This window comes from uncultured Sphingomonas sp., from assembly GCF_913774285.1.
Taxonomy (GTDB): Bacteria; Pseudomonadota; Alphaproteobacteria; order Sphingomonadales; family Sphingomonadaceae; genus Sphingomonas.
The window spans coordinates 56,257-82,784 of record NZ_CAJYHX010000033.1 but is presented as its reverse complement, the minus strand read 5'-3'; the positions used below and the strand labels follow the sequence as shown (position 1 = coordinate 82,784).

The window sequence follows — 26,528 nt, the reverse complement described above, 5'->3', positions numbered from 1 at the left end:
CTCAGATAATCATCGCGTCGTCGGACTTGGGATCGACCAGCAGGATCTCGCCGCGATCGGCAAGGTCCTTGGCCAGCCGGACGAGGCTCGACTGGGCCTCTTCGCAATCGCGCGCGCGCACCGGGCCCATACCCGCCATGTCCTCGCGCATCAGCTTGGCGGCGCGCTCGGTCATCGCGTTGAAGAACATCGTCTTCAGCTGCTCCGGCGCACCCTTCAGCGCCAGCGCCATCTCGCGCTTGTCGGCATTGCGGACGATCGACGCGATTGCCGGCGGCAGCAGGTTGGCGAGATCCTCGAAGGTGAACATCAGCGCGCGGATGCGTTCGGCGCTTTCCGGCGCCTTGGCGTCGAGCGCGGTAAGCATCGCTTCCTCGGTCGAGCGGTCGAGCGAGTTGAACAGCTCGGCCATGCTCTCGTGCGGATCGCGCTTCTGCGAGCGGGAGAGGTTGGTCATGAACTCGGTCTTCAGCGTCTGCTCGACCTGGTTGATGACTTCCTTCTGCACCGTGTCCATCCGCAGCATGCGCATGATCACGTCCACCGCGAACTCGCGCGGCAGCTCTGCCAGCACGCGCGCGGCATGATCGGGGCGCAGCTTGGAAAGGATGACGGCGACGGTCTGCGGATATTCCTGCTTGAGCGCGCCGGCCAGCACGGTCTCGGAGACGTTGGACAGCTTGTCCCACATCGTCCGGCCCGAGGGACCACGGATATCCTCCATGATCTCCTTCACTTTGTCGTTCGGCAGGATGCCGGCGAGCAGGCGCTCGGTGGTCTCGTAGCTGCCGTGGAGCGAGGCCATGCTCGCCACTTCGCCGGTGAACTGGACAAGCAGATATTCGACCACGACGCTGGGAATGCGGCCCAGGCTGGAAATGGTCGAGGAAAGCTCCTTGATCTCGTCGGTGGAGAGCTGGTCCCAGATCGGGGCGCCATGTTCCTTGCCGAGCGCGAGCATCAGCGCGGCCGCACGCTGCGGGCCGGTGAATTTCTTCAGTTCGGGCGGTTCACCCACCGTGGCGACAGAAGCCATGCTCATCCCTGCAGAAAATGGTCCGCGCGCACCCGCAAGGCCGCGCTCTCCTCTATTATAGAAGTAAATGGGGAAGGGACGGATCGATTCATGGTTAATTTATCGGCAAATCTCATCGGTCTGAGTTTGCTCACCGGGCAGAACTCGTTCTCGACCAGCGCCATGCCGACCTTCGAAAGCAAGGACGTGCGGACGGCCAAGGCGCTGTTCAACACCACCCCGACCGCCCCGCCCTGGAAAGACAAGGACGGCACGGCGACCTCGTCCCAGCTCACCTCGATCCTGGCGATGCGCACGCTGATCCAGCCGGCGACCAGCGACAGCAACGGCAGCCTTTTGCCGGACGACGTGAAGACCACCTTCACCGCGTTTAAATCCCTCGACAAGCTGCGCGTGCTCGCCGAAGCCGCAGCCGACAAGACAACCTCGGATGCACAGCGCGCGCAATATCAAAAGGCGTTTGCGAAGGGCTTGACCGACCTGCAAAATTATCTGGTCTCTTCGCCTTCGGACAAGGTCAATCTCGCATTCGGCAAGACGACGTCAACGGTGAAGACCGGCGATCTCACCGCTACCAACCCGTACGAAACGTCGGGGAAGGGGCTGGTGAAAAAGGCGTCCGATCCGCTGCCCGGCCTGACCGGCAATGAACAGTTCGTCGTCAGCATCAAGCGCGGCACGCAGTCCCAGAGCTTCACGGTCGACCTGTCGACCGGCCCCCAGCCGCCGACGATCAATTCGGTTGCGCAATCGCTGAATGCGCAGATCAGCTCCGTGCTTCGCTACAAGGACGATGGCACGGTCCTCACCGACGCCAAGGGCGAGCCGGTCAGCAAATGGAATGCCCGTTTTGAACCGGAAATGACGGACGGCATGTGGCACCTCAACCTCGCGACGCCCGATGGCGTCGAGCAGGTGAGCCTAGAGCAGGTGGGCGCCAAGGACTCGCTGGTGGTGACCACCGGTCAGACGCCGCTCGACTCGCCGACAGCGACCCAGGTGTTTCGCCTGAACGATCCCACGGGCGAAAACAGCAAGGTGACGATGGGCACGATCCAGGCGCTGGATCGCCAGGCTACCGAGCAGAATGTCGCGGCGGGCAAAACGACCAATGTTTCCACGGCGGTGGAAGGGCCGGACGGCAAACTCAAGATCGAGACCACCAAGGTCAGCGAAGTCTATGCCAGCACCACGGCGGCGGCGAGCGTCACCGATGCGCAGGGCTTCACCTATGTGGTCGGCACCACCAAGGGCGATCTCGGCGCCAACCTCTCTACCGGTGACGACAATCTGTTTCTCACCAAGATGGACAGCGCCGGCAAGGTGGTGTGGCAGCGCAATCTGGGTGCCAATGGCGCAGCGACGGGCGCCTCGGTCTCGCTGGGGCAGGACGGCAGCGTGGTCGTCGCCGGCACGGTGACCGGCAGCTTCAACGGCGTCACCGCCGACGGCGATATGGCCGTCGCCAAATATGCCGCCAATGGCGACGAGCAGTTCTCCACCTTGGTCGTGTCGAAGGGCGCCGATAGCGCGCGGGCGGTCACCGTCGGCGCCGACGGATCGGTCTTCGTCGCCGGTCGCACCGCAAACAAGGACGGCGGCGACGCCATGGTGGTTCGGATCGATTCCAAGGGCAAGATCGCGGACCGGCGCACCATCGACGGCGGCGGCAGCGACACCATCAACAGCCTGGCGGTCGACAAGGACGGCAATGTGCTGGCGCTGGTATCCAGCCAGGGCGTGGCGAGCGTGATGAAGCTGCAGGCGACGTCGCTGTCGACCACGCTGGCCAGCATCAACCTGGGCGCGGCCGATGCACGCGCCCTGGCGGTGGCGGCGGACGGCAGCGTCGCCGTGGGTGGCGCAACCAGCACCGCGATCGCCGGTAGCCAGTCGAATGCGATCAGCGGCAGCCGCGACGGATTTGTCACGCGCATCGACGCGGGCCTCTCCAGCGCCACCACGACCTATGTCGGCACCGGCGAGGACGACCAGATCGACAGCGTCGCCTTCATGGGTGACAAGATCTATGCCGGCGGCCGCACCACCGGCGACCTGGGCGCGAAACGGCGGGGCCCCGTCGATGGGTTCGTCGCCCAGATCGACACCGCGACCGGCGCCGTCGGCACCACCACCCAGTTCGGCCAGATCCAGACGCGGACCGAGCCGGTGCGCGTGACCGCCGATCTGGGCGGCAGCAACGCGCTGGCGGCAATCGGCTTCAATCGCGGCGTGTTGAACTCCACGGTCTCGGACAAGGTCACGACCCAGACGACGCTGCGTGTCGGCGACTATTTCTCGATCAAGGCGGACAATCTGGCGGTTCGCCGCGTGACGATCGAGAAGGACGACACGCTCAAGACCATCGCAGACCGCATCCAGGGAATGATCGGCGCATCCAAGGGTACGGTGAGCACCAGCAAGGTGGATGGCCAACAGTCCTTGCGCATCACGATGAAGCAGGGCCACGAGATGGAGCTGATCGCCGGCAGCGGGGAGAACGATGCCCTTTCCAAACTCGGCCTGGAGCCGCAGCGGATCGCCAGCCAGGCGGCCGTGGTGGGCACCGCGCCCAAGGTGAAACCCGGCGGCAATTACGGGCTCGAGCTCACCGAATCGCTGACGCTCGCCTCGGTCGACAATGCCAAAGTGGCGCTGGGTAAGATCAAAGACGCGATTTCGATGACGCAGACCGCGTATCGCTCTCTATATTGGGACGACAGCAAGGCCGCGTTCGTCGACGGCAGCAAGACGAGCGGCGGCAGCAAGAAAGGCGCCTCCACCGCGGTCGAGCAGGCCCAGCTGAAAAACTATCAAGCCGCGCTGTCGCGCCTTTCCGCCGGCACCCCCCTGACCCTGGGATTCTGAACCATGTCCGAGATGCCTACCATCTTCTCCGCCATCCAGATGCGGATGCAGAACCTGTCGCAGCGCCAGCAGGTGATCGCGCAGAACCTCGCAAACAGCGAAACGCCAGGCTACAAGTCGCGCGACGTGTCCGAGCCCAATTTCGGTGACCTGCTCCAGGGCGCCGGCGGCATCAGCATCGCCAAGCCACGCGTCGAGCTGACCGGCACGATGAAGAATCTGGGCGCCGTGCAGCCGATGGGCAGCGGGGTGGTGTTCGACAAGGACGTGACCGAGACGAAGCCCGACGGCAACAACGTGACGCTGGAAGACCAGCTGCTCAAGATGGGCAAGGTGCAGGCCGATTTCAGCGCGATGACCAATATCTACCGCAAGCAGATGGTGCTGATGAAGACCGCGCTGGGCAAGGCGGGCGGCTGAGCCCGCCTGCGCCTGGCAGGAACGACAAAAAGGGCCGCGAGCGGGTGCTCGCGGCCCTTTCCGTTTTCAAACGCCGTGGCGTTGCGATCAGGCGATCGCGACGCGCGGGGTACGGCGGCGACGCAGCGCGCCACCCGCCATGCCGAAGCCGGCGATCATCAGGCCCCACGCGGCCGGTTCCGGAACCGCTGCGAAGTCCAGCTGCGCGCTGTAGCCATAGTCCTTGGTCTTCGGGTTCTTCATCACCACCGTCAGCAGCTGCGGCGTGTTCGACGGCGTCACCGCGAAGGTGTAGGTGTCGCCCTTGGTGATGCCGGTCAGCTTGACGCCACCGAACTCGAGGCTGATCAGGTCGAGATAGGTCGACGAGATGGTCACGTTCAGCGTGCCCGGCGCGTTGAGCGTCAGCGCGAACGACTGGGTTGCGGTCGACTTCTTTGCGACCTTGACGTTGTTCCAGCCACCGCCGAAGCCGTCGAAGCTGCAAACGGCTGCAGCCGAATCGACGCAAACGACCGTGGTCGCCTGCGCAGTGCCTGCCATGGTAAGAGCGCCAGCCGCCGTGGCAGCCGCGATCATCAGAGTCTTGAGCTTGTTCATCCACACCTCCCTAAAGCATACACAGCCGCTGGGAGCTGCCCGATCTGTTCAGGCAGGAACCCTCTTCTTCCCATACGCGCTGTCCTTTTCTTTATAAACGAACGCGCGGAATTTGCCACTGTATAGTTAAGGAGAAATACACCATTATAAAAGCGAGATAAATCAGAGGCCTAACGTGCCTTGCTGACGTGTTTCACCGATTTTCCCGCTCGAAATGGCACAGAAACATTCCGCGGCGCAGCGTGGATCCCGAAGCAGGACGAATCAAAAAAATACCTTCACAAACGTGCATTTACAGAAATGGGTGCAGGCGCATCCATGCCATAGAGCCCGCCACAGGCGCTATAGGTCGTGCTGCGGCTGCCGGTAAGACGCTGCGCCTCCGACGCAATCGCTGCCATCATCTCCGCAGACAATTCGATCTGACGCGAAAGTATCCGCGAGTTGACGACCGATGCGTCGCGCAGTGCACGGCTTGCCTCGGACAATTTCTCGCGCGCTTCCGGTTCCAGCGTCTCCAGCCAGTCTTCCGGATTTTCGCGCTTCAGTCGCGCGACTTCCGCTTCGATGCGGCCGGCGAGCCGCAACTTGGCATCGGCGATCTCGCCGAGCTCACGGATATAGGGCGTGCGAGCCAAACGTTCGCTCTCCTCCTCCATCAAAGCGGTGAGGGAGAGCATCGCATCGACGAGCTGCGTGATCATTTCTGTCCTTGCTGAAGCTTGAGGATCTGGTCGAGGACGGCTGGCGCGAGGCCGATTCCGCCGCGGCGCGCCATGGCGGCGCCGAGCTTCTCGGCAAGCATGCCGCGGAAGATCTCTTCGCCGTTACCACCACTAAACTGTTCGTCTTGTTGAACACTTTGCATCATGAGCTGGGTCATCTGGCCCAGAAACACGCTTTCGAACTCTTGCGCCGTCTTGGCGTTCTTCGCGTCCACCTTGGGCAGCGGCTTGGCCGGCGTGGTCGCCCCGGCAAGGGCCGCCGGGGGCAGGGGAGACGTGTCGTTCATCACTGCACCTCGATTTCAGCCTGGAGCGCGCCGGCCGTCTTGATCGCCTGCAGAATGGTGATCAGGTCGCGCGGCGATACGCCGAGCGTGTTGAGCCCGCTCACCAGCGCCTTGAGCGACGACCCGTTGATCACCGCCAGGCTGGCGCCGTTGCCGTCGTTCACCTGCACCTGGGTGCGCGGCACCACCGTGGTCTGCCCCTGCGAGAAGGGACCCGGCTGCGAGACCTGCGGCGTCTCGGTGACCGAGATGGTCAGGCCGCCCTGCGCGATCGCGACCGGCGTGATCCGCACGTCGCTGTTCATCACCACCGTGCCCGAGGCTTCGTTGATCACCACCTTGGCGACCTGGTCGACCTTGACCTCGAGGTCGCCGATCTGGGTGACGAGATCGATCACCGATCCGGCGAACTGGCCGGTCGGGCGCAACTCCACCGTCGCCGGGTCGAGCATCTGCGCAGCGCCGGGGTAGCGACCGTTGATCGCGCGGGCGATGCGGTCGGCGGTGGAGAAATCCGGGTTCTTCAGCGCGAGCTTGAGGCTGTTGGCCGAGCGGAGCTGGTAGGGCACCTCGCGCTCGACGATCGCCCCGCCGGCGATCCGCGCCGAGGTGGTGACGCCGCGGCTGACATTCGCCGCCGCACCCTGCGCCTTGAAGCCGGAAACCGCGACCGGACCCTGGGCCACGGCATAGATCTCGCCGTCGAGCGCGCGCAGCGACGAGGCGATCAGCGTGCCGCCCTGCAGGCTGGTCGCGTCGCCGAGCGCGGAGACCTGTACGTCGATCCGCGAACCGGCGCGCGAGAAGGGGGGCATGGTCGCGGTGATCGAGACGGCGGCGACATTCTGCGTGCGCATCTGCGTGCCGCGGATGTTAACGCCCATCCGCTCGAGCATCGACTGCATCGATTCCTCGGTGAAGGGGGCATTGCGGATGCGGTCGCCGGTGCCGGCGAGGCCGACCACGAGGCCATAGCCAACCAGCTGGTTTTCGCGGACATTCTCGACGTCGACGATGTCCTTGATCCGGGTCTGGGCCATCGCCTGGGGCGCGCCGAAACAGGCCAGCGCGAGCGCCAGGAACGATGCGGAGAGACGATACATAAACCTCTCGGGCCAAGTGGAAAATTAACGCTACTCGTCTTATAGGAAGAGGAGAGCCAAGACGGCTCGCGAGGACCTGATTTCGTGCGTATCGACAGCCTGTCACCGATGATGGCGCGCAACCTGCTGGCGGCGTTGCCCAAGTCTGTGCCCAGCCTGGCGAGCCGCATGGAGGATCAGGTCGCTACGGCGCCGCATCCTCCGCAACCCGTACCGGGTACGGTGGCGGCCACCAGCGTGCAGATGCTGGTCGCGATCGCCGCCAACAATCCCGTCGCCGAACGCCGCCGCAAGCAGGCGCGCGACGTGGAGCGCGGCATCGATGCGCTCGACCGGCTGCACAAGGAACTGGTGGCGGGGACGCCCAACGTCGCGCGCCTGCGCGAAATCGTCCAATGGTCCGAGACGGTGCCGACCCCGGCCGAGCCCCAGCTGGCAGCGCTGATGCGGGAAATCGACGTGCGGGTGCGCGTCGAGCTGGCGAAGCTCGACATCCAGGTCTGAGCCTCCGGGGCTGCGGGTGCCGCGGCGCTTCGTGCTATAGTTGCTGCAGTGCAGTATTGCGCCCCAACCCATTTGCATCACGACCTGTTCGCCGGACGAACTGCTTGGATAAACCGCGATTGTCGGTTAAAGAGTGGTTAACAAAAGAGGGGATCGGTCATGAAGGCTTTTACGCGAATCTTTGCGTTCTTCTCTCTGTGTCTGGCGCCCGTCGCGGCGCATGCCGGGCCTAGCTATTCGGGACTCTACGTCTTCGGGGACAGTCTGGTGGATTCGGGCAACGCCTATCTCGCGACCGGCGGGGCGGTGCCCAGTCCCCGCGATGGCTATGCCGGGGGCCGCTTCTCCAACGGCTTCAACTTCGCCGACTATCTCAGCCTGTCGATCACCGGCCATGGGGCGACGCCGGTCTATGCCGGGGGACTCAACATGGCGTTCGGCGGCGCCACGGCACAGCAGGTGTCGGGCGAGCGCAGCCCCAGTTTCCTTTCCCAGATCGGGTTGTACTGGGACAAGGTGGGCACGCCGATCGACAGCAACGCGCTGGTATTGCTCACCTTCGGCGGGAATGACGTGCGCGACACGCTCGCTGCCGATGGTCCGGTGAGCTTCGGATCGGCACTGAGCGACTTCAGCGACGGCGTGGGCGCGCTCTACGGTCTCGGCGCGCGCCATTTCCTGATCGTCGGTTCGCCGGATATCGGCCTGTTGCCGCGCTCGGTGGCGGACGCGGGCGGCATTCCCGGTCGTCTCGACGCGTTGACCGCGCGCTCGCAGCAGATCAGCCAGGCGTTGCGGGCGACGGCCCAAGGCATCGGCAGCCAGCCCGGCGTCACCGCCGAGTTCTTCGACCTGTTCGCCGTCGAGCACGCCCTGCTCGCGTCGCCGGCCTCGTTCGGCTTGCCGACGACGCTGGATACGACGTCGCCGTGCCAGATCCTCAACGGAGGATCGCCGCAGCGCGCGAATTGCAGCAACGCGCTCTACTTCGACGCAATCCACCCGACCACCCAGGTCCACCTCGCGATCGCCAATGCGATGGCGCGCCAGCTGGGCATCAGCGCGGTGCCCGAAAGCCAGACCTGGATCCTGCTGATCGTGGGAGTCGCCGGTGTGGGTGGCGCGCTTCGGCGCCGGCGGGCGGCGGTCGTCTTGGCGTGAGGGAAGGGGCTGCCGCGCTCAGCGCGGCGGCTGTGCCTCGTTCAGCCAGGCGGAAAGTTCGGCATAGGGAATCATCTCGATGAAGGCCACCCCGGCGGAATCGTCTTCGGCCCACCGTACCGTGCAGCTGCGCGGGCTCAGGCCGGGGACGACCAGCGTCATCACCCGGTCGAGATCGGGCTGGTTCGAAAGCCGCACCCGGGCGCCGCTCTGCGAGATATTCTCCATCGTCACCGTGTGCGACACGCCGTTGCAGACCAGCCGGGCACTGCTGGCAACCGCGAACCGGGGCGCGCGCGGCACGGCGCGGCGCAGGCGCGCGGCCGGCGAGCTGCCCTTGGCAGCGGCGAGCACCTCCTCGACATCGATCGCTTCGTGAAACTGCACCCCGGCACGCCCTGCGCTCACCCACATGATCGTGCCCTCGAGCACGGGGCCGCCGCGCAGTTCGACGACGATGCGGTCGCCTTCGCGCAGGGGGAAGGGGCTTTCCAGCATCATGCCGGTGGCGGAGATGTTGCGGACGCGGCAAAGCTGTTCGCCCGCGCCGGCGCAGATCAGCTTGCCCACCATCAGCGTCGTCACCGTGCGCGGGGCACGCGCGGCCCAGGGGCCGGGCTCGCTGCTGTTGTGATCAAACTGATGTTCGGCTGCGCCCACGGCGTCTTTCTCCCCGTTCGACTGCACATCGGCAGTCCCTATGCATATTATAGGATGAACGGACGTTCAGCTTCGCTTCGGTAGTCGTACGAATGTCGGGGGCGCGTCTCAGGCCGGATTTGCGTTGGTGACCGCGATCTTGCGCACGACCTTGGGACCGAAGGCTTCGGTGGCCGAGGCGTCGACGAGTTTCCGGAAGCCTTCGAGATCGGGCAGCATGCCGTCGGGACCCGCTGCCATCGGCGTGCGATAGGTGCGCATGTTGATGGCGTGAAGCAGCAGCGGCATGCGCTGGGTGACGAACTCGGCCTTGGTTTCGTCCACCTGGAGCTGCACTTCCATCGCGGCATAGCCCGCCAGATGTCCGTCGGCGAAGACCAGCGGCACCAGCACCTTGCCGGTCGGCACGAACTTGGCGGGTTCTTCCTTTTCTTCGGCCTTGGCTTCCTGCTTGGGCGCGCCGATGCCGAGCATCTTCACCATCGCATAGGCGGTGCCCCCGCCGGCGGCGAGGCCGGCGATCAGCGCGACGATGAGGAACAGCAGTTTCTTCACGATGCGCCCTTCAGAACTTGAAGCTGGAGTCGCTCGGCAGCGCCGAGGTCTGGCCCTTGAGGACGATGCTGATGCGGCGGTTCTCGGCGCGGTTGGGCTGGTCCGGATAGACCGGCTGGGTGGCACCCATTGCGACGACTTCAGCGAAGCGATCGGGCGTCACGCCGCCGGCGACGAGCGCCGAGCGGGCGGCAAGCGCGCGTTCGCCGGAGAGCGCCCAGTTGGCGTCGCTCTGCCCGCCGGCGCCATCGGTATGGCCCTCGATCGCGATCTGCGCGCCGACCGTGGCGATCTTCTTCGCCAGCTTGGTCAGCAGCGTGCGCGCATAGGGGTTGAGCTCGGCGGTGTTCGACTTGAACATCGGCTGCTGGTCGGTGTCCATCAGCGTGATGCGCAGGCCCTGCCGGTCCTGCTGGACGTCGACATTCTTCTTGCCCTGCGACTGCGGCGTCGCTTCCAGCGCCACCATCAGTTCGGAGGCCATGACGCGCATCGTCGCGGGTACGTCGGCGGTGCCGCCGCGCGCCGAACCGGCGGTGGTCACCTCAAAGGTCGGCTGGCCCTTGGCGGCGCTGGGATCGGCCTCGGAGCGGCGGGTCGGGCCGCCGGCGCCGGGCGCGGAGTTGGTGACGGGGGTCGACGGGCCGCTATCGGCCACGGTTGGCGAGAAATATTTGGCGAGGCCCTTCAGCCGGTCCTTGTCCGGATTGGCGAGCAGCCACAGCAGCATGAAGAAGGCCATCATCGCGGTCACGAAGTCGGCATAGGCCACCTTCCACGCGCCGCCGTGATGGCCGCCCGCGACCTTCTTGACCTTCTTGACGATGATCGGCCGAACGTCCCCCCCGCGGGCCATGTTACTGTCCCTTCAGCGCGTTGCGCAGGCGTTCCTGGACCGCGCCGAGGCGGACATGGCTGATCGCCGAGAGCGAATCCTCGCCGCCCGCGATCCGCTCCAGCAGGTTCACGCACTCGTCGGCGTGCTGGATCAGATAGTCGAACGCCTGGAGCTGTTCGAGATAATTGGCGGCGAAATGCTCGTCGCAGACCAGCACCTCGGCCAGGCCTTCGAGCTTCTTGCTGATTTCGCGGATCTCGCCGGCCATCACGCTGTGCAGCACGCCCGCGAACGGGTCGTAGCCGGGCAGAGCCTGGGGGTGGGACGGTTCCGACATGGGCAGACACGACATCAGAAAAGCTCCAATTCTCCGTCGGGGGCGGCAACAGGCAGGGGGGCGACCGGACGTTCCTGGACACGCTCCGCTACCTTGGTGCAGCGGCTCTTGCCCTCGTGCGGCAGGAACTCGACCTTGCGGGCGAGCGTGCCGCCGAGATCGCAATGCGCGATCGTGATGCCTTCGGTCTCCATGAACCGGCGGGCAAAGGCGGCGTTCGATGCGCCGATGCCCCCCAGGCCGGAGATGATATTGGCGCCACCGTACAGGTGGGCCTGCAGCCGCGGGCGCAGCGCGCCCTTGGCCATCATGCTGTTGATCAGCAGTTCCATCGCATGCACGCCGTACCGTGCCATGTCCGAATTCGAGACCTTGTGGTCTGCTCCCGGCTCGCCGAGCAGGAAGTGGTTCATGCCTCCAACCTTGGCGACCGGGTCGTAGAGGCATGCGGCCACGCAGCTCCCGAGCAGGGTCGAAATCATGACATGGGGCTCCGCGATGACCGCGTTCTCGCCCTGTACGATGGAAACTCTGCGCATATCAGGTCAGCTCGCCGAAAACGCGTTCGATCTTTTCCTTCAGCGCTGCCGGCGCGAAAGGCTTGACGACATAGTTGTTCACGCCCAGCGCCGCCGCCTTCTGCACGACCTCGCGGTCGGACGAACCGGTGAGCATGATGAACACGGTCTTGCCGATCACCGGATCGGCGCGAACCGCCTCCAGGAACTGCAGCCCGTCCATCTCGGGCATGTTGTAGTCGGAGATGACGAGGTGAACGCGGTCGGTCTTGATCGACGAGAGCGCTTCCGGCGCGCTCGCCTTGTCGCGGACGTCCTTGAACCCCAGGTCCTGCAGCGCACGACGGATCATCGCCCGCATACTGGTCTGATCATCAACGACCATCACCTTGATTTGTGATGCAGCGGGCATTGTTATGCGCTCCCAACCTTAACCGTTTCTCGACAAGCTTTCAGGATGGCCTCCGGCATCGCCGACAGGCCGACCTCCTTCTCCACCGCACCCGCTTCCTTGGCGGCACGGGGCATGCCCCACACCACGCAGGTCTCTTTGGTCTGGCCAAGCGTGCGGGCACCGGCCCGACGCATTTCCAGCAGTCCCTGCGCGCCGTCGCTGCCCATCCCCGTGAGGATGACGCCGACGGCACCGGCACCCAGTTTGGAGACCGAGCGGAACAGCACGTCCACCGAGGGACGATGGCCGGTGACCGGATTGCCGGGGATCAGCTTGATCCGGCCATTGGCACCGCCCTGGAGTTCCATGTGTCGTTCGCCTCCAGGAGCAATATAGACGGTTCCCGGGGTTACCTGTGCGCCATCCGTAGCTTCCACTACGTTGACCCGGCACTCGGCGTTCAGGCGCTGCGCGAAGCTGCGCGTGAAGGTCGCCGGCATGTGCTGGACGATCAGGATCGGCGGCGAATCTTCCGGCAGCGCCGGCAGCAGCGAGAACAACGCTTCCACGCCGCCCGTCGACGAGCCGATCGCGATCAGCTGGGCCGCGGCGCCGCCGCCGCCGCCCGAGGCGACGCTCGGCTGGGCGGGCAGGCGCTGCGGGCCGGCGCGGGCGACCGAGCGGGCTGCGCTCTTCACCTTCTCGCACAGCAGGCCGGCGTCGCGCTCGATGTCTTCGGGCGTGCCGCTCGGCTTGGTGACATAGTCGACCGCGCCGAGGCGCAGCGCCTCGATCGTCACTTCCGCGCCGCGGGCGGTGAGGGTGGAGCACATCACCACCGGCATCGGCCGGAGGCGCATGATGCGCTCGAGGAACGACAGGCCGTCCATCCCGGGCATTTCGACGTCGAGCGTCAGCACGTCGGGATTGAGCGCCTTGATCATGTCGCGGGCCGCGAACGGCTCCGGCGCCATGCCGACCACTTCGATCTCGGGGTCGGCCGAGAGCATGCGCTTCAGCGTCGCGCGCATCGATGCGCTGTCGTCGACGATGAGCGTGCGGACTGGTTTCATGCCCATTACTCCGGCTTCTGGTAAATAGTGTGCCCGCACGAGCGCATCTTGCTCGCGGCCGGGCCGATCAGCCGTTCCGAATGACCGATATACAGGAAGCTCCCCCGGGCGAGCTGCTCGACGAAGCGATGCTCCAGCTCTTCCTTCGCGGGATCTCCGAAATAGATCATGACGTTACGGCAGAAAATCACATCATAGGCGGCCTTGAGGGGCCAGGGCTCGAAAAGGTTCAATACTTTCGCGGTGACCATCTGCCGGGCTTCCTCGGCCATCACGAAGCCGCCTTGCGTCGGCTTCATCCAGGTCGAGCGATACGGCTCCGGAACACCCGCCGCGACATTCTCCGCATAAACCCCGCGCTGCACCGACTCGACCACATGCGGGGCGATGTCGGTGGCGAGCAGCCGGACGTCGGCGTTGCGCAACCACGAGGCGCTGCTGCGGCTGGGGCCCAGCAGGCACATCGCGATCGTATAGACCTCCTCGCCCGACGAGCAGCCCGCCGACCAGATCCGGATCGGACCCTGTTTCCGCTGGAGCGTGGGGATCACGGTCTCGCGGAAATGGTCGAAATGGTGCGGCTCGCGGAAGAAGTGCGTGTGGTTGGTGGTGAGTGCCACCACCATCGCATGGCGTTCCTCCGCATCGCTGTGCACCAGGTCGACATAGTCGCAGAAGCGGTTCAGGCCGAACTTGCGCAGCCGGCGCGCGAGGCGCGACTGGACGAGGGTGGTCTTCGCCTCGCTGAGCGAGATGCGGGCATCGTCGTACATGATCGCGGCGATGGCCTGGAAATCGCGCGGCGTAAGCTCCGCGTTCTGGCCTGGTGCCATCGCGTTACCGGCGCCGGCGGACGCCGTGGTGGCGCCCCCGGCGGCGCTCATGCTGCGAGATCCAGATGCTTGGTCAGGCTGAGCGCGTTGAGATCGAGCAGCAGGACCATGCTGCCATTCTCGTCACGCGTCCCGTCCTTCGCGCGGGTGGCGATGCGCACCAGCCCTGCGATCACGCTTTCCTCCAGCGCGGTCTCGACGGCCGGTGCCGGCTGGATCTCGCCCACGTTGATGCCCACGATGTCGTTGACTTCGTCGACGAGGAAGCCCGCCTGCTTGCCCATGATGTTCACGACCAGGATGCACGAGCGGGCGTGCAGCTGGCTCGGTTCCCAGCCCAGGCGTTCGGCCAGGCCGACCACCGGGATCACGTTGCCGCGCAGGTTGGTCACGCCCTTGATGAAGCTGGGCACGTTGGGAAGCGGCGTCGGCTCGTCCCATTCGCGGATTTCGATGAGCGCGCTCATGTCGATCCCGAAGATCTGCTTGGCCAGCGAGAAGGTTACGATCTTGCGATCATTGGCGGTGTCGGGGGTGCTCATGCTGCCAGTCCTTTGGGCGTGAAACGGGTAGGCGAGGAAACCAGCGCCTCGATGTCGAGGATGAGAGCGATCGAGCCGTCGCCCAGGATGGTCGCGCCACCCAGGCCGCGGATCGGATGCAGGTTCTGATCCAGGCTCTTGATCACCACTTCGCGGCGGTCATCGATGGTGTCGACGACGAGACCGACCTTGCCGGAGCTTTCGCTCTCGACGATCACCACCAGCGAGTCCTCGATGGCGCGATCGTCGTTCAGGCCGAAGATCTCCGTCGCACGCTTCACCGGCAGATACTCGCCACGCATGTCGATCACTTCGTGGTCGGGCGCGGTGCGCTTCACCTGGCCGGGCTCGGGCTGGATCGTCTCCAGCACGTGCGTCAGCGGCAGGACGAAGCGCTGGCCGGCGAGCCGCACGATCATGCCGTCCAGAATGGCCAGCGTGAGCGGCAGGATCATCGTGAAGGTCGTGCCTTCACCCGGCACCGAGTGGATCTCGACGCGGCCGCCCAAGGCTTCCACGTTCGATCGCACTACGTCCATGCCGACGCCGCGACCCGAGATGTTCGAGATCTTCTCCGCCGTGGAGAAGCCCGGCGCGCAGATCAGCTGGTCGATTTCCTCGTTCGTCAGCACCGCATCGGCGCTGATGATGCCCTTTTCGACGGCCTTGGCGCGGACGCGTTCGCGGTTGATGCCGCGGCCATTGTCCGCGACGCGAACGAAGATCCGGGCGCCCTTCTGCTCGGCCGACAGCTTGATCGTGCCGGCCGGGTCCTTGCCCGCCGCGATCCGCTCCTCGGCGCTTTCCAGGCCATGGTCCGCGGCGTTGCGGATCATGTGGGTCAGCGGATCGCCGATCTTCTCGATCACGCCCTTGTCGACTTCGGTCGTTTCACCGATCGTCTCGAGGTTGATCTGCTTGCCGGTTTCCACCGAAAGATCGCGAAGCATGCGCGGCACGCGGCTGAAGGCCTGGCGGATCGGCTGGGCGCGCAGCGACATGACGTTGTCCTGGATCTGCCGGGTGAGGCGCGCCAGTTCGGGCAGTTCGACGCGCTGGCGATCGGCCGGCGACAGCCGGTCGGCCAGGATCGAGTTGCGGATCACCAGCTCGCCGACCAGGTTGAGCAGCAGGTCGAGCTTGACCAGGTCCACGCGGATGGTCTGCGCGGCTTCGTTGACCGGCTTGGCCGGACCACCGCCACCACCAGCACCGCCGCCGCCACCGGGGCCACCGGGGCCACCGGGCGTGCCGCCGCCGCCGGCCGGCGGGGTCGCCGCCGCGGCAGGGGCAGGGGCGGCTTCAGGCGCCGCCGCCACGGGTGCAGGTGCCGGAGCGGGTGCCGGGGCCGGAGCCGCCGGGGCAGGGCCCAGATCCATGAAGTCGTCGACCGTCGCGGTCACCGGCACGAACGGGATCTCGTCGCCGTCCATCTCGGTTTCGCCCGAGCCTTCGGGCAGGACCACGTCTTCGCTGTCGCGCTTGATCTCGATCACCGAGTCCGGCGCCACGAAATCGAAGCAGTCGGAAAGGTCGCTCTCCGGCAGCTCGGCCGGTGCCTGCATCACCCAGGTGACGTAGCTGTCTTCCGGATCGATCTCGCGCAGCGTCGGCAGCGTGCTGAGGTCGACCGAGACGACACGCGCACCCAGGCCCTCAAGCTCGCGCACCGTCAGCAGCGGCTCGCCGGCATTGGCGAGCGCGGCGCGCGACGGCTTGAAGCGCACGGTCCAGCCGCCGGATTCATCCGGGCCGTCCAGATCGTCGAGCGACACGCCCACCGGGCGGAAGCCGAACTCGTCTTCCTCTTCCTCCATCGCCGGCGCAGGCGCGGGGGCGGGGGCGGGGGCTGCCGCGGCAGGCGCGGCCGCAGCCGGCGCATCGCCATCCGGCACGCCCTTGTTGGCGAGCACCTGCTCGAGCGCGCTCAGCGCGGCCCCGTCGTTCGGCCGGGACGCATTGCCCTTCGCGGCCTCGACATGGTCCGACAGCACGTCGAACGAGCTCAGCATCACCCGGATCACGCCGGGCGTGGGGACGATCTTCCCGGCACGCACTTCGTCGAGCACGTTCTCGAACTTGTGCGCGAAGGCGGTCAGGTCCGAATGGCCGAAGGCGCCGGCACCACCCTTGATCGAGTGGATCGCGCGGAACACGCCGGCAATGGTTTCGCCGGACAGATCGCCCGACTGCATCGCCGACAGCCCTTCTTCAGCCGTCGTGAGGCCTTCAGTGCACTCTTCGAAGAAGATTGCCTGGATATCGTCGAATTCGTCGCTCACGGGCAGACGCGGCGGATCGCCGCTCCCAGCTTGGTGGCCTCGAAGGGCTTGGTGATCCAGCCGGTGGCGCCGGCGGAGCGGGCGCGCTGCTTCTTCTCGTCCGAGAATTCGGTCGAGAGCACCAGGATCGGCACGCCCTTGAATTCGGGAACCTGGCGCACGGCCTCGATCAGCTCGAACCCGTCCATCTTCGGCATGTTGATGTCGGTGATGAGCAGGTCGGGCTTGACCTCGTGCATGCGCTCCAGGCCATGCTGCCCGTCGTTCGCGCTCTCGATGCGAAAGCCCTGCGCGGTCAGCGACGTCTTGAGCAGCATGCGCATGCTCGCGGAGTCATCGACGGTAAGGATCAGCTTGGTCACAGAAGTTCTCCGGTATCAATGCCGACCGCCGCTGCGAGCTGGCAACGGTTCACACGATCGGTGAAGGCAGTGCTGGGGTTGAGGATGGTGAAGGCCTTGCCGAGCTTTTCGGCTTCGGCCTTGGCCGCGACGAGCAGCTGCAGCACCGCCTGGCCGACGCTCTCGACCTGCGAGGCATCGATCTCGACCGGGCCGTCGCCGTCGACCGCCTGGATGAGGCGGGTTTGAAGATCCGCGGCCGTCACGGTGGTTCCGTGCGCGGGGAGCGCGAGCGCGTTGTCCGCGCCGGCCTCAAGCGGTGGCAGGGGAAAGTCCATTTTTGGCCTCGTCGAGAGCGGTTTCGAGTTGCTGGAAGCTCGGCGCGTACGCGGAGGGCGTCATGCGACGGGCGATTTCGATCGCGACCTGCACCGGCTGGTTCTGGGCATAGGCAACGATGGCGGTCTTCACGATGGTGAAGGGCTTGGAGTCGGCTTCGATCGTCTCGAGCAGCTTGCCGGCGAGCGGCGCCACCACGCAGTAGGACAGAAGCACGCCGAGGAAGGTACCGACGAGCGCGCCGCCGATCATCGCGCCCAGGATCTCGGTCGGCTGATCGATCGAGCCCATGGTCTTGATGACGCCGAGCACCGCCGCGACGATGCCGATGGCGGGCAGGCCGTCGGCCATCAGCTGCAACGAGTGCTGCGGATGGGTTTCCTCGTGGTGGTGCTTCTCGATGTCCGCTTCCATCGCGGATTCCAGCTGGTGCGGATCCTCGAAGTTGACGGTCATCATCCGCAGATAATCGCAGAGGAACTCGATCAGGTGATGGTCCTTCAGCAGCCGCGGATACGGCTTGAAGAGATCGCTCTCCTCCGGCTTGTCCAGGTGCGGTTCGATGCCGGTGGCGCCGCTCTTCTTGAACAGCGTCAGCAGCGTGAACATCAGCGTCAGCAGGTCGGTATAGTCGCTGGCCTTCCAGCGCCCGCCCTTGAACGCACGCATGATGCCGGCGCCGGCCTTCTTCACCGTCGGCATCGAGTTGCCGACGATGAAGGCGCCGATCGCCGCACCGCCGATTGCCATCAGCTCGTGCGGCAGCGCGTGCGCGATGATCTCGAACTTGCCGCCCGACATCATGAAGCTGCCGAACACGCAACCGAGAATGATGACGAAACCAACCGCGTTCAGCATGATGAGCCCAAAATCTTTCCCTGGATCTTTCCAGAATTATAGGATGGTTTCCGACCGAATGGGGGGTTCTGGGAAACTGCTTAGGCGGAAAGGCGATCGCGCTCGCGATCCTGCCATTCGATGACCTTCAGGTAGTTGCGCAGGCGGTTCTGCTCGAGCGATGCGAGCAGGGCGTTGTCGTGCCACGGGAACACCACGTCGGTGACGGCTTCGGCCCAAGGCGCGGTGGCGTCGAAGAGCACGCCCATGCCGAAAACGGCCGGCACATGCGCATAGGCGAGTTTCTGGCCGCCCGTGCGCGCCTCCTCCAGGAAGTCTTCGATCGCGGTCAGCACGCCGTTGCGCGGGCCGCCTTCGTGCAGGGCGAGCCCGAACTGACCCTCGCCGCGGAATCCTTCGCCTTCCGGCAGCAGATCGGACTGGCCGAGTGTGCAGCCGCGTTCCATGCTATAGGCATGGCGGTACTCCGCGGGGATGCGCTCCGGCGCATAATACATGTCGCGACGGGCCGCCGGCCAGCTGACATCGTGCAACAGCGCGAGCAGCGGGCGGCCGTCGCGCTGCGACAGCTCGTTCACGAGCCGCAACTCGTTGAAAACCGTGTAGTAGTTGTGATCGCCGTCGATCACCCACGCGTCGATGTTCGACAGTGTCGGGATCGCCTCCAGGCTCGGCAGCGCCACGTGTCGGACTTCCGGCGTCTGGTCGACCCAGTCGAGGAAGGCCTGCTTGGGCGCCGGATCGATGCTGGTGAGCGAACCGCCGACGACCCGCGTATAGGCGGCGAGATGCTGGCTCGTTCCGCCGAACTCGGCACCGACCTCGGCGATGTTCCGCACGCCGGCAGCTTGGAGCGTGCCGAGGATGATGTCCCAGAATTCGGTCATCGAATGGATCAGAAGGTTCGTCATGCGTTTGCAACCTGTATGTTCGAGAGAGAGGGGGAGGCCGATGCTGGGACTGCCTGCCGTTTGGCGATGGGACGGAACACCAGTGCCAGCATCATCGGCCGGTCGTCGGCGCGCGGTGGTGGCGGCACCATCATGAAGGCGAATTCGTCGGCACAGTGGAACAGGTTGGGTGCCACCTGCTGCATGCCCTCCAGCGAAGGCTGCGCCTCAATCTCGTCGAGCCCCGGCCGCTGCACCTCCGAGAGGAACCGTTCGACCGGCATGAACACTGCGCTTTCCACCTGCACCCAATCGAACAGCTGGCCGAACTGCACGCCCACCGAGAAGCGGCAGTCGTTGATCGGGATCGGCGCCAGATAATATCCGTCATGCGTCGGTGTGGCGGTGACGTTTCCGGTCGAGACGTTGGTGCCGTCGGCAACGATCAGCGGGAGCGAGATCGAGCTGTCCACGAAATCGGCATATTTGAACGGCAGGCCGAACCGCTTCTGCGCCAGCAGGGCGAGCTTCACGGGCATGCCTTCGCCGTTCAGCTCGGCCGGCAGATACATCCGCTCGGAGCCTTTCATGTAGAACAGCCCGCGCTGGCGCAGCCCGCGCCGCGCGATCGCCGGATCGAACAGCGCGACCGTGTCGTCGACGCCTTCGTTGATGTCGTGCTCGAACTCGGCGAGCACCGCCAGTTCGTGCTTCAGCGGCAGATACATCAGGCGGCCGAGCACCGCGGCCGCCGCGTGGCGCCAAAGCGGCAACTCGTCGATCGCGGTGCCGCGCAGTCGGGCGGCAGCCTGCTCACGCTCGAAGCGCAGCGTCCCTTCCTGGATGCGCTCGCGGGTAGCGCTCTGGCGGCCCTTGATGCTGTTGGCCTTGCGGATCGGCGTGCCGTCGGCCTCGAAATCGACGGTCGAGCCTTGCGCCGCGGTGCAGATCTGCTCCAGCACCGCCACGTTGGCGGCGAAAGCCTCCAGCATGTGGCAGTCGTAATCGGCTTCGCTGATCAACCCCTTCTTGTCGTGGCCAGTGCTGAACTGCTCGCGCAGCAGCAGGTAGCGGCCGGCGACGTGCACGCCGAGGCGATCGCGCAGCAGCGAATCCACCGCATTCTGCACCGAGCCGTTATAGCCGAGATCGACCAGCATCAGCGTGTCGCCCGGCTGCGGATCGACGGCGCTGCGGACATGCGCGATCATCCGGTCGGCGAAGCCCTGGCCTGCCTTGATGATCTGCTTCACCCGCTGCGGCTTGCGCACTTCAGTGATGAAGGTCGCCAGGCGCGTCCGGTCCTTGGGCAGGCTGTTCAGCAAAAGCTTTGCCTCGTGCTTCGGCAGCAGCAGCTGATGGGCGATCTTTTCCGGCGTGGAGCCGATGTCGAACTGCACGTACCGCTCGATCGCTTCCGCGTCGGTGAGCGATGCCGCGACCGCGGTGAAGCGGCTGATCTCGACGGCATGGCCGGGCTGGCCGGGCTGCGCCACCTGATGGATCCGCATCGGGAGCAGGCCGTCGCGCATCATGAACAGCCAGTGCACGGTGCCGCCGCGCTCGGCCTGCAGTGCCGTTGCCTCCTGCTGGAGCCAGCGCTCATAGGCATGAAACACCGGGCCCATCACCGAAAAGCCGAGTGCTTCCGCCGGATCGTCGACCTGCGGCTCGCCCAGGGCGAGCGCGGCGCGGTGCGGCTGCTGCGCGGCGATCGTGTCCGGCAGGCGCGCGTGCAGCAACCCGCTGACCGCGGATTCGAGGCGCAGCCGCTGCTCGGTCGCCTCGGCGAATTGCTTGAGGTGCAGCGTCTGCACGCCGAACGGCGCGACGCCGCCGACGTCCGCACCCTTATTGTCGCCGATGTGGAGGATCGTCTCGGGCGCACATCTCAGTGCCTTGAGCACGTCACCATACAGCCCCTCGGCCTTCGACTTGTGATAGGTCGACGAACAGAAGACGCGCTGGATCATGTCCGCGACCTCGGTTCCGGCGGCGCGCGCGATGAGCTCGCGCAGTTGCTTCGGGTCGAGATAGGTGTCCGATACGATGATCACGCCGATGCCGCGGCGATTCGCTTCGCGGATCAGGTCGACGGTGGGCTGAAAGGCAAAGCAGTGCCGCGCCTCGGCGTCCAACTCGTGCGCGACGGCGGCAGCGATTTCCGCCTTGCGCGCATTCGGATACATCTCGCGATAGATCTGCTCGATCGTCACTTCCTTGTGACGATGCCGAACGAGGGCGGCGGTGCGGGCACGTGATTCAGCCCATTGCCGCTGCAGCACGGTCATGCCCGGCAGCGCGCCGAAGATGTCGACCGGCGCGTGGCTGTCGCGCCAGAGCAGCGTATCGAAGCAGTCGAGCGAGAGCAGCTTGACGTTGGCGCGCCCGTCGAGCGCGGACGGCAAAGCATGCGGAAGGATGAAGTCGGTCACGGCACTGTCCCTGGAAAGCGCCCGCACCGAGGGGACGCAGGAATCTTATAGGAAGAGGACGGACCAACCCGGCAAAATCTTCCTACAATGGCGGCAGGAGCAAAGGAGCGACAATGACGATCAATGCTTATCAGGCTGCCCGGAGCCGGGCCGAGACGCCGCGTGCTGCGGAACTGCGGCTGATGCGCGAGATCACCGGGGAAATGCTGACGGCGCACGAAGCCGGCCTGAAGGGCGCGCTGTTGATGCCGTCGCTGTATCGCAATCGCGAAATGTGGACCGCGTTCATGACCGATTGCGGCGCCCGCGGGAACACCCTGCCGGTGGACCTGCGCGCGAAGATCATCTCGCTGGGTCTCTGGGTGGACCGCTTCACCAGCGACGTGGTCGCCGGGCGCGAATCGATCATCGAGCTGATCCAGGTGAACCGCACGATCATGGAGGGCCTGGGCTTCCAAGACCGCGCGCCGGTGCCGCAGGCGACTGCCGCCGCCGCCTGATCCCACGTCGCACCGCAATCAAGAAAAAGGCCTCGGGGTGCTTCCCCGGGGCCTTTTTTCGTCGCTGGACCTGACCGGGCGAGGAGGCGAGCCCCGCGGCAGCCCAGTCCATCGTGATTCTACGGAAGGCGGGAAACGCTCGCCGCGGCAACCAACGACTGGCCCACGGGATCATCGCTGAGGTTACCGGGATGGACATGTCCGCTCGGCGCCCTGCGAGCCCTTCTGTTGCGAAGGGGATGCACCCATGATGCCGGGAGCGTTGGGTGCCGGCAGCGAAAGCGAAGGAAACCCGGCGCATAGCAGCAGCCGCCCCGCGTGCATCCGCTACGCGCTCAGCTGGCCGGAGCACACAGGCTTCGGCTCCTGCAGCGGGGGAGCCGGCAGAAAACAAAATGGGCGCCGCGGCATGGCCGGGCGCCCATTTTTCAGGTGCGAGGGAGGGGCAGGCGATCAGAACGAGGTCCAATCGTCTGCGCCGGCCGATGCGGTGGCCATCGGGGTCGCCATCGGCTTGACCGGTGAGACATAGCCGTTGCCGCCCGACGGCTTGGTCTTGCTTCTAGTCCGCGCCGGGGTCGACGCCCCGCCACGCGCGGGCGCGCGCGTACCGGCGGCGGCGTTGCCGATGTTGAAGCGTTCGGCCTGATCGGCCAGCGATGCCACCTCGGAAGTGAGGTTGCGGGCGGCGGCCGAGGTTTCCTCCACCATCGCCGCGTTCTGCTGGGTCGACTGGTCCATCGTGCCGATCGTATCCGAGATTTCGGAGATCGCCGAGGACTGCGCCTGATTGTCGCTCGCGATCCTGCCGAGCAGCTGGTGCACCTCGCCGACGTCGCTCGAGATGTTGGACAGCGCGCCGTCCACCTTCTCGACCATGCCGACGGCGGTGACGATATCCGCCTGGGTCGCGGTGAGCTGATCGCGGGCGCGGCCGGCTTCTTCCTCGGCGCGCATCGCGAGCGCCGAGACGAGGTCGGCGACGACCGCGAAGCCGCGACCGGCTTCGCCGGCACGCCCAGCCTCAACGGCGGCGTTCATCGCAAGAACCCGCGTCTGGAAGGCGATCTTGTCGAGGCCTTCGATCACGCTGTCGATGCCCTTGGCGCTTTCGGAGACGCGGGTCATCGCCTGCACCGCTTCGTCGGCGGTGCTGCGGCCCGACGAGACGACGCTGATCGCCTGGTCGGCGCGCTGCACCGTGCTGCTGGCCGCGGTAGCCGTCGCCTTCAGCCGCTGGTCCATCTGGGTGACGGCGGCGGCGGTTTGCTCGAGCGCGGCGGCATTGGCTTCGGTGCGGCGGGCGAGGTCTTCGCTCGCCTGGGCGATTTCGCTCGAACCCGTGCGGATGCGCTGGGTCGAAGCGGTCACCGATCCGATCAGTTCGCGCAGCGACGAAAGCGCCTCGTTCAGGTTCGCCTTGAGTTCGGCATAGGCGGCGGGGAAGTCCGCGGTAACGTCGGCGGTCAAGTCGCCCTGCGCGACGCGCACCAGGCTTTCGCGGACGGTGTTGGTCACCATCTGCTGCTCGGCTGCGGCGCGCGCATCGATCTGGGCGCGCTCCTGCGCGGAGAGGCGGAACTGTTCGACGGCGCGGGCGATCTCACCCAGTTCGTCGCCGCGGCCCAGGCTGGGCACCGAGGCGGAACCGCCTTCGGCCAGCGTCTTGGTGACGTGGGCGAGCGCGGCCATCGGCTGGGCGATGGTGCGGTTGATCACCAGCCACACCACGCCGAGTGCCGCGATCGAGATCATCGACAGCCCGATCGTCAGGATCAGCGCGGTGAATGCCGAGGAGTTGCCGCGGGCATTGGCTTCCTCGGAGGCCTTGCGCAGCGCATCGAGAATCTTCTGCGCCTGATCGAGCGCGTCGTGCGAGCGTTCCTTGCCTTCGCCCTTGATCAGCTTCAGCCCGCGTTCCTTGTCGACGACGTCCGCCTCGAAGATGCGGCGGTTGGTTTCGTCGAGCTGGCCCTTGATCGTCGTCATCCGCGCGATGTCGCTGGCCATGGAGGGATCTGCGACGGCGGCGAAAGCCTTGAGATCCTTGTCCAGTTCTTCGGAGGCGGTATCGAGGCGCTTCTGCAGCTTGGCGCGCTCCTCATCGGTCAGCGCGTTGTAATGGCTGTAGACGATGATCCGCATCTCTTTGATGTCGCTGATCACGTCGCTCATGTTCGACATGCCGGCGACGCTCACTTCGACATGCTTGCGGGCGATGCTGGTGAGGTCGCGATTGGAGACCCACCCGTTGATCGCGAGGCCGACCAGCAGCAGGCCGAGAAAACTGAAGGCTGCCAGCATCTTTTTGGTGAGAGGCCAATCGTCGAGAAATGCGAACATGTAGCGTTCCATCCGCAGGCTCCGAACGTCCGTCGAAGCGATTAGGGCGCCGCGAATGCGACGTGCTCCCTATTATAGGCGGGTTTTTCCATGCTCCGGTCTGTGGCGATTACGGATGGACGGCCCGCTACTTCCGGAAAACTCCTGGTACGCACTCGCGCCCGGCAGGGACCGCAGGGTTCCATTCTATAAGTGCAACAAATGAGGGGCGGCAGGAGCGCGCAAGTGTACGGCATTCGGAATAGCGAAAATTGTTGGCGGAGCATCGGCTTCGCGCTGCTTCTCGTGTCGGGTGCCGCGCATGCGCAGACCAAGCCGTCCGCTCCGGCGCCCAAGTCCGCGCCCGCAGGTCCCAAATTGAGCATCGAGGGCAGCGTCCGCGCGCGCATGGAAGGCATTGACGGCCAGTTCCGCCCCAAGGTCGACAACAGCATCGCCTTCGCGTCGCTGCGCACCCTGGTCGCCGCCAAGCTCGACTGGGGCGACCTGAATGTCACCGGCGAGTTGCTCGATGCTCGCGGCTATGGCGAGGGGCATAACAGCTCGGTCAAGGCCAGCGACGTCAACACGGTCGAGCCGCTCCAGGCGTTCGTCAGCTACAAGCTGCACAATGTCCTCGGCAAGAAGGACAGCCTGACCGCGCTGGCCGGCCGCTTCACCATGACCTTCGGTGCCCAGCGACTGATCGCGCGCGCCGACTTCGGCAACACCTTCCCGTCCTATCTGGGCGGTCGCGTGGAATATCGGACCAAGAAGAAGGACGAGTTGGTCCTGTTTTGGACCCATCCCATCGACGCGCTGCCCAGCACGTTGGACGGGATCTACGACAACAAGGTCGAGCTCGATCACGTCAACACCGGCACCGTGTTCTACGGCGCCGACGGCAACCTCGCCGATATCGGCCATAAGCTGAGCGTGGGCGGCTATGTCTATCGCCTCGCCGAGCAGGATCGCCCGGGGTATCAGACCCGGGATCGCCGACTGGTGACCTTTGGTCTTCGCCTCCGTCGCGCACCCGCCAAGGGCAAGTTCGACATCGAAGGCGAAGCCGCGCTCCAGCGGGGCGAGGCGCGTGTCACCAACGCGGTGACGGATCGCAAGGGCCTGCCGGTCCGCGCCGGTTTCGTTCACATCGAAAGCGGCTACACGATCGCCAAGAAGTGGACGCCGCGCATCTCCGGCTTCTTCGACTATGCGAGCGGCGACGGCGCCAACCCCGCCTATGGCCGATTCGATTCGCTGTATGGCGCCCGGCGCGCCGATTACGGCCCCGCGTCGCTGTTCGGTCCGGTCGGGCTGGCGAACCTCGTCTCGCCGGGCATCCGCATCGAGGTCAAGCCCTCCAAGCGGCTGGATCTGATGGGGGCGGTACGCGGCCTGTGGCTTGCCGACCGCACCGACACCTTCGCCTTCACCAGCGTGCGCGACAAGACGGGCGCCTCGGGCCGCCACGCCGGCACGGAAATGGAAGTGCGCGTACGCCGTTCGCTGATTCCCGATCGCCTGCGTGCCGAGATCGGTGCCGCCTATCTCGCCAAGGGCCGCTTCCTCACCAGCGCCCCGAACGCCCCGCACAGCGGCGATGCGCGCTATGGCTATGCCGATCTGGTGTTCAAGTTCTGAACGCGGTACGACCGGACCAAAGCGATACCTGTGGCTATCTGCCACAATCCGGAATATGGTCGGAAACGAACGCGTAACAAAGGCTTATGGCGATGGTGCTCAACATGCTGGTGATCCTGATGGTCCGCGAAGCCAGCCTGCGCAGCCTGCTCGCCGCGCGACTGGCGCTCTCCGGAATCGACGTGGTGAGCATGGAGCAGGTGGACGCGGGCCGTATCACGCGGCTGGGCGGCACCGCGCCGGTGCTGGTTGCCGATGCCGCGGCCACCGAGGAGCATCCCGGCGGTCTTGCCGCGCTGGCAGCCGATCCGCTGTGGCACCGGCTGATCATCCTGGGGGGTGATAAGGCGGTGACCGCGCCGCATCTGCACCATGTCACCGCCGAGGAACCCGCCGCCGCGATCGCCGCACTGCTGCGTGATGGCGGGGCGGTGCACTAGAGCGAGATCCTATGATCTCGCTC

Annotated in this window: 28 protein-coding genes; 7 read left to right on the top strand and 21 right to left on the bottom strand. The window is 65.7% G+C overall.

Annotated elements, in window-relative coordinates; translation table 11 throughout:
• Position 1 precedes the first annotated feature (1 nt).
• Positions 2-1,036 carry a flagellar motor switch protein FliG gene (fliG, locus tag QZ670_RS18720; RefSeq protein WP_294258390.1) on the bottom strand — a complete coding sequence of 345 codons (1,035 nt, stop codon included), beginning with the start codon at positions 1,034-1,036 and terminating at the stop codon, positions 2-4.
• Positions 1,037-1,198: 162 nt separating this feature from the next.
• On the opposite strand from fliG, the gene QZ670_RS18715 reads away from it, so the two are divergent.
• Positions 1,199-3,904 (top strand): hypothetical protein, encoded by a 2,706-nt coding sequence (locus tag QZ670_RS18715; protein ID WP_294258388.1) that lies wholly within the window; start codon positions 1,199-1,201, stop codon positions 3,902-3,904.
• 3 nt (positions 3,905-3,907) lie between these two features.
• Positions 3,908-4,324: a flagellar basal body protein gene (locus tag QZ670_RS18710; RefSeq protein ID WP_294258387.1), complete on the top strand. Its 417-nt coding sequence runs from the start codon at positions 3,908-3,910 to the stop codon at positions 4,322-4,324.
• An 87-nt stretch (positions 4,325-4,411) separates the two neighbouring features.
• On the opposite strand, the gene QZ670_RS18705 is transcribed toward QZ670_RS18710, so the two are convergent.
• The 4 genes from QZ670_RS18705 to QZ670_RS18690 form a co-directional block, all read right to left on the bottom strand.
• Positions 4,412-4,924, bottom strand: coding sequence for a PEPxxWA-CTERM sorting domain-containing protein (locus tag QZ670_RS18705; RefSeq protein ID WP_294258385.1), 513 nt, complete (start codon positions 4,922-4,924; stop codon positions 4,412-4,414).
• A gap of 278 nt (positions 4,925-5,202) precedes the next feature.
• Positions 5,203-5,628, bottom strand: coding sequence for a flagellar protein FlgN (locus QZ670_RS18700; protein WP_121078562.1), 426 nt, complete (start codon positions 5,626-5,628; stop codon positions 5,203-5,205).
• Positions 5,625-5,936, bottom strand: coding sequence for a rod-binding protein (locus QZ670_RS18695; protein WP_294258380.1), 312 nt, complete (start codon positions 5,934-5,936; stop codon positions 5,625-5,627). Before QZ670_RS18695 ends, QZ670_RS18700 begins: the two co-directional genes overlap by 4 nt.
• Positions 5,936-7,039: a flagellar basal body P-ring protein FlgI gene (locus QZ670_RS18690; RefSeq protein ID WP_294258378.1), complete on the bottom strand. Its 1,104-nt coding sequence runs from the start codon at positions 7,037-7,039 to the stop codon at positions 5,936-5,938. Before QZ670_RS18690 ends, QZ670_RS18695 begins: the two co-directional genes overlap by 1 nt.
• A gap of 84 nt (positions 7,040-7,123) precedes the next feature.
• Here QZ670_RS18690 and QZ670_RS18685 point away from each other — a divergent pair, with 84 nt between their 5' ends.
• A complete protein-coding gene (locus QZ670_RS18685; protein WP_294258375.1) occupies positions 7,124-7,543 on the top strand; it encodes a flagellar assembly protein FliX in 420 nt (139 codons plus the stop codon).
• Positions 7,544-7,702: 159 nt separating this feature from the next.
• A complete protein-coding gene (locus tag QZ670_RS18680) occupies positions 7,703-8,704 on the top strand; it encodes an SGNH/GDSL hydrolase family protein (RefSeq protein WP_294258372.1) in 1,002 nt (333 codons plus the stop codon).
• Positions 8,705-8,722: 18 nt separating this feature from the next.
• Here the strand turns inward: QZ670_RS18680 and QZ670_RS18675 are convergent, their stop codons facing one another.
• The 15 genes from QZ670_RS18675 to QZ670_RS18605 all read right to left on the bottom strand — a co-directional run bounded on the left by QZ670_RS18675 (position 8,723) and on the right by QZ670_RS18605 (position 21,599).
• A complete protein-coding gene (locus QZ670_RS18675) occupies positions 8,723-9,364 on the bottom strand; it encodes a PilZ domain-containing protein (protein ID WP_294258369.1) in 642 nt (213 codons plus the stop codon).
• A gap of 108 nt (positions 9,365-9,472) precedes the next feature.
• Positions 9,473-9,919, bottom strand: a complete 447-nt coding sequence (locus QZ670_RS18670) for a hypothetical protein (RefSeq protein ID WP_294258367.1) — start codon at positions 9,917-9,919, stop codon at positions 9,473-9,475.
• Between the two features lie 10 nt (positions 9,920-9,929).
• Positions 9,930-10,775: a flagellar motor protein MotB gene (locus tag QZ670_RS18665; RefSeq protein ID WP_294258365.1), complete on the bottom strand. Its 846-nt coding sequence runs from the start codon at positions 10,773-10,775 to the stop codon at positions 9,930-9,932.
• A 1-nt stretch (position 10,776) separates the two neighbouring features.
• Positions 10,777-11,109 (bottom strand): hypothetical protein, encoded by a 333-nt coding sequence (locus QZ670_RS18660; protein WP_093297753.1) that lies wholly within the window; start codon positions 11,107-11,109, stop codon positions 10,777-10,779.
• Entirely contained in the window at positions 11,109-11,633 is a 525-nt protein-coding gene (locus QZ670_RS18655; RefSeq protein WP_121078544.1) for a chemotaxis protein CheD, read from the bottom strand. The genes QZ670_RS18660 and QZ670_RS18655 overlap by 1 nt, the downstream gene beginning before the upstream one ends.
• Position 11,634: 1 nt before the next feature.
• Complete coding sequence (locus QZ670_RS18650; RefSeq protein WP_294258352.1) at positions 11,635-12,024, bottom strand: response regulator; 390 nt, start codon at positions 12,022-12,024, stop codon at positions 11,635-11,637.
• A 2-nt stretch (positions 12,025-12,026) separates the two neighbouring features.
• On the bottom strand, positions 12,027-13,079 hold the full coding sequence (locus QZ670_RS18645; protein WP_294258350.1) for a chemotaxis response regulator protein-glutamate methylesterase: 1,053 nt from the start codon (positions 13,077-13,079) through the stop codon (positions 12,027-12,029).
• Between the two features lie 5 nt (positions 13,080-13,084).
• On the bottom strand, positions 13,085-13,963 hold the full coding sequence (locus QZ670_RS18640) for a protein-glutamate O-methyltransferase CheR (protein ID WP_294258348.1): 879 nt from the start codon (positions 13,961-13,963) through the stop codon (positions 13,085-13,087).
• Positions 13,960-14,454 (bottom strand): chemotaxis protein CheW, encoded by a 495-nt coding sequence (locus tag QZ670_RS18635; RefSeq protein WP_093297749.1) that lies wholly within the window; start codon positions 14,452-14,454, stop codon positions 13,960-13,962. The genes QZ670_RS18640 and QZ670_RS18635 overlap by 4 nt, the downstream gene beginning before the upstream one ends.
• Positions 14,451-16,736, bottom strand: coding sequence for a chemotaxis protein CheA (locus QZ670_RS18630; protein WP_294258337.1), 2,286 nt, complete (start codon positions 16,734-16,736; stop codon positions 14,451-14,453). The genes QZ670_RS18635 and QZ670_RS18630 overlap by 4 nt, the downstream gene beginning before the upstream one ends.
• Positions 16,733-17,098 (bottom strand): response regulator, encoded by a 366-nt coding sequence (locus QZ670_RS18625; RefSeq protein WP_121078538.1) that lies wholly within the window; start codon positions 17,096-17,098, stop codon positions 16,733-16,735. The genes QZ670_RS18630 and QZ670_RS18625 overlap by 4 nt, the downstream gene beginning before the upstream one ends.
• A complete protein-coding gene (locus tag QZ670_RS18620; protein WP_294258330.1) occupies positions 17,095-17,415 on the bottom strand; it encodes an STAS domain-containing protein in 321 nt (106 codons plus the stop codon). The genes QZ670_RS18625 and QZ670_RS18620 overlap by 4 nt, the downstream gene beginning before the upstream one ends.
• Positions 17,390-18,274 carry a flagellar motor stator protein MotA gene (gene motA, locus QZ670_RS18615; RefSeq protein ID WP_294258325.1) on the bottom strand — a complete coding sequence of 295 codons (885 nt, stop codon included), beginning with the start codon at positions 18,272-18,274 and terminating at the stop codon, positions 17,390-17,392. The genes QZ670_RS18620 and motA overlap by 26 nt, the downstream gene beginning before the upstream one ends.
• Before the next feature lie 80 nt (positions 18,275-18,354).
• Positions 18,355-19,185 carry a class I SAM-dependent methyltransferase gene (locus tag QZ670_RS18610; RefSeq protein WP_294258321.1) on the bottom strand — a complete coding sequence of 277 codons (831 nt, stop codon included), beginning with the start codon at positions 19,183-19,185 and terminating at the stop codon, positions 18,355-18,357.
• Complete coding sequence (locus tag QZ670_RS18605; protein WP_294258320.1) at positions 19,182-21,599, bottom strand: HAD family hydrolase; 2,418 nt, start codon at positions 21,597-21,599, stop codon at positions 19,182-19,184. Before QZ670_RS18605 ends, QZ670_RS18610 begins: the two co-directional genes overlap by 4 nt.
• 113 nt (positions 21,600-21,712) lie before the next feature.
• On the opposite strand from QZ670_RS18605, the gene QZ670_RS18600 reads away from it, so the two are divergent.
• On the top strand, positions 21,713-22,099 hold the full coding sequence (locus QZ670_RS18600) for a flagellar biosynthesis regulator FlaF (RefSeq protein WP_294258317.1): 387 nt from the start codon (positions 21,713-21,715) through the stop codon (positions 22,097-22,099).
• A gap of 453 nt (positions 22,100-22,552) precedes the next feature.
• On the opposite strand, the gene QZ670_RS18595 is transcribed toward QZ670_RS18600, so the two are convergent.
• The gene (locus tag QZ670_RS18595; protein WP_294258314.1) at positions 22,553-24,403 is read right to left on the bottom strand and encodes a methyl-accepting chemotaxis protein; all 1,851 of its coding nucleotides are present in this window, start codon (positions 24,401-24,403) and stop codon (positions 22,553-22,555) included.
• A 264-nt stretch (positions 24,404-24,667) separates the two neighbouring features.
• Between QZ670_RS18595 and QZ670_RS18590 the strand changes: the two genes are divergently transcribed.
• Together QZ670_RS18590 and QZ670_RS18585 are read left to right on the top strand one after the other, a co-directional pair.
• Positions 24,668-26,065, top strand: a complete 1,398-nt coding sequence (locus QZ670_RS18590; RefSeq protein ID WP_294258313.1) for an alginate export family protein — start codon at positions 24,668-24,670, stop codon at positions 26,063-26,065.
• Positions 26,066-26,157: 92 nt separating this feature from the next.
• Positions 26,158-26,505 (top strand): hypothetical protein, encoded by a 348-nt coding sequence (locus tag QZ670_RS18585; RefSeq protein WP_294258311.1) that lies wholly within the window; start codon positions 26,158-26,160, stop codon positions 26,503-26,505.
• Positions 26,506-26,528: the final 23 nt, after the last annotated feature.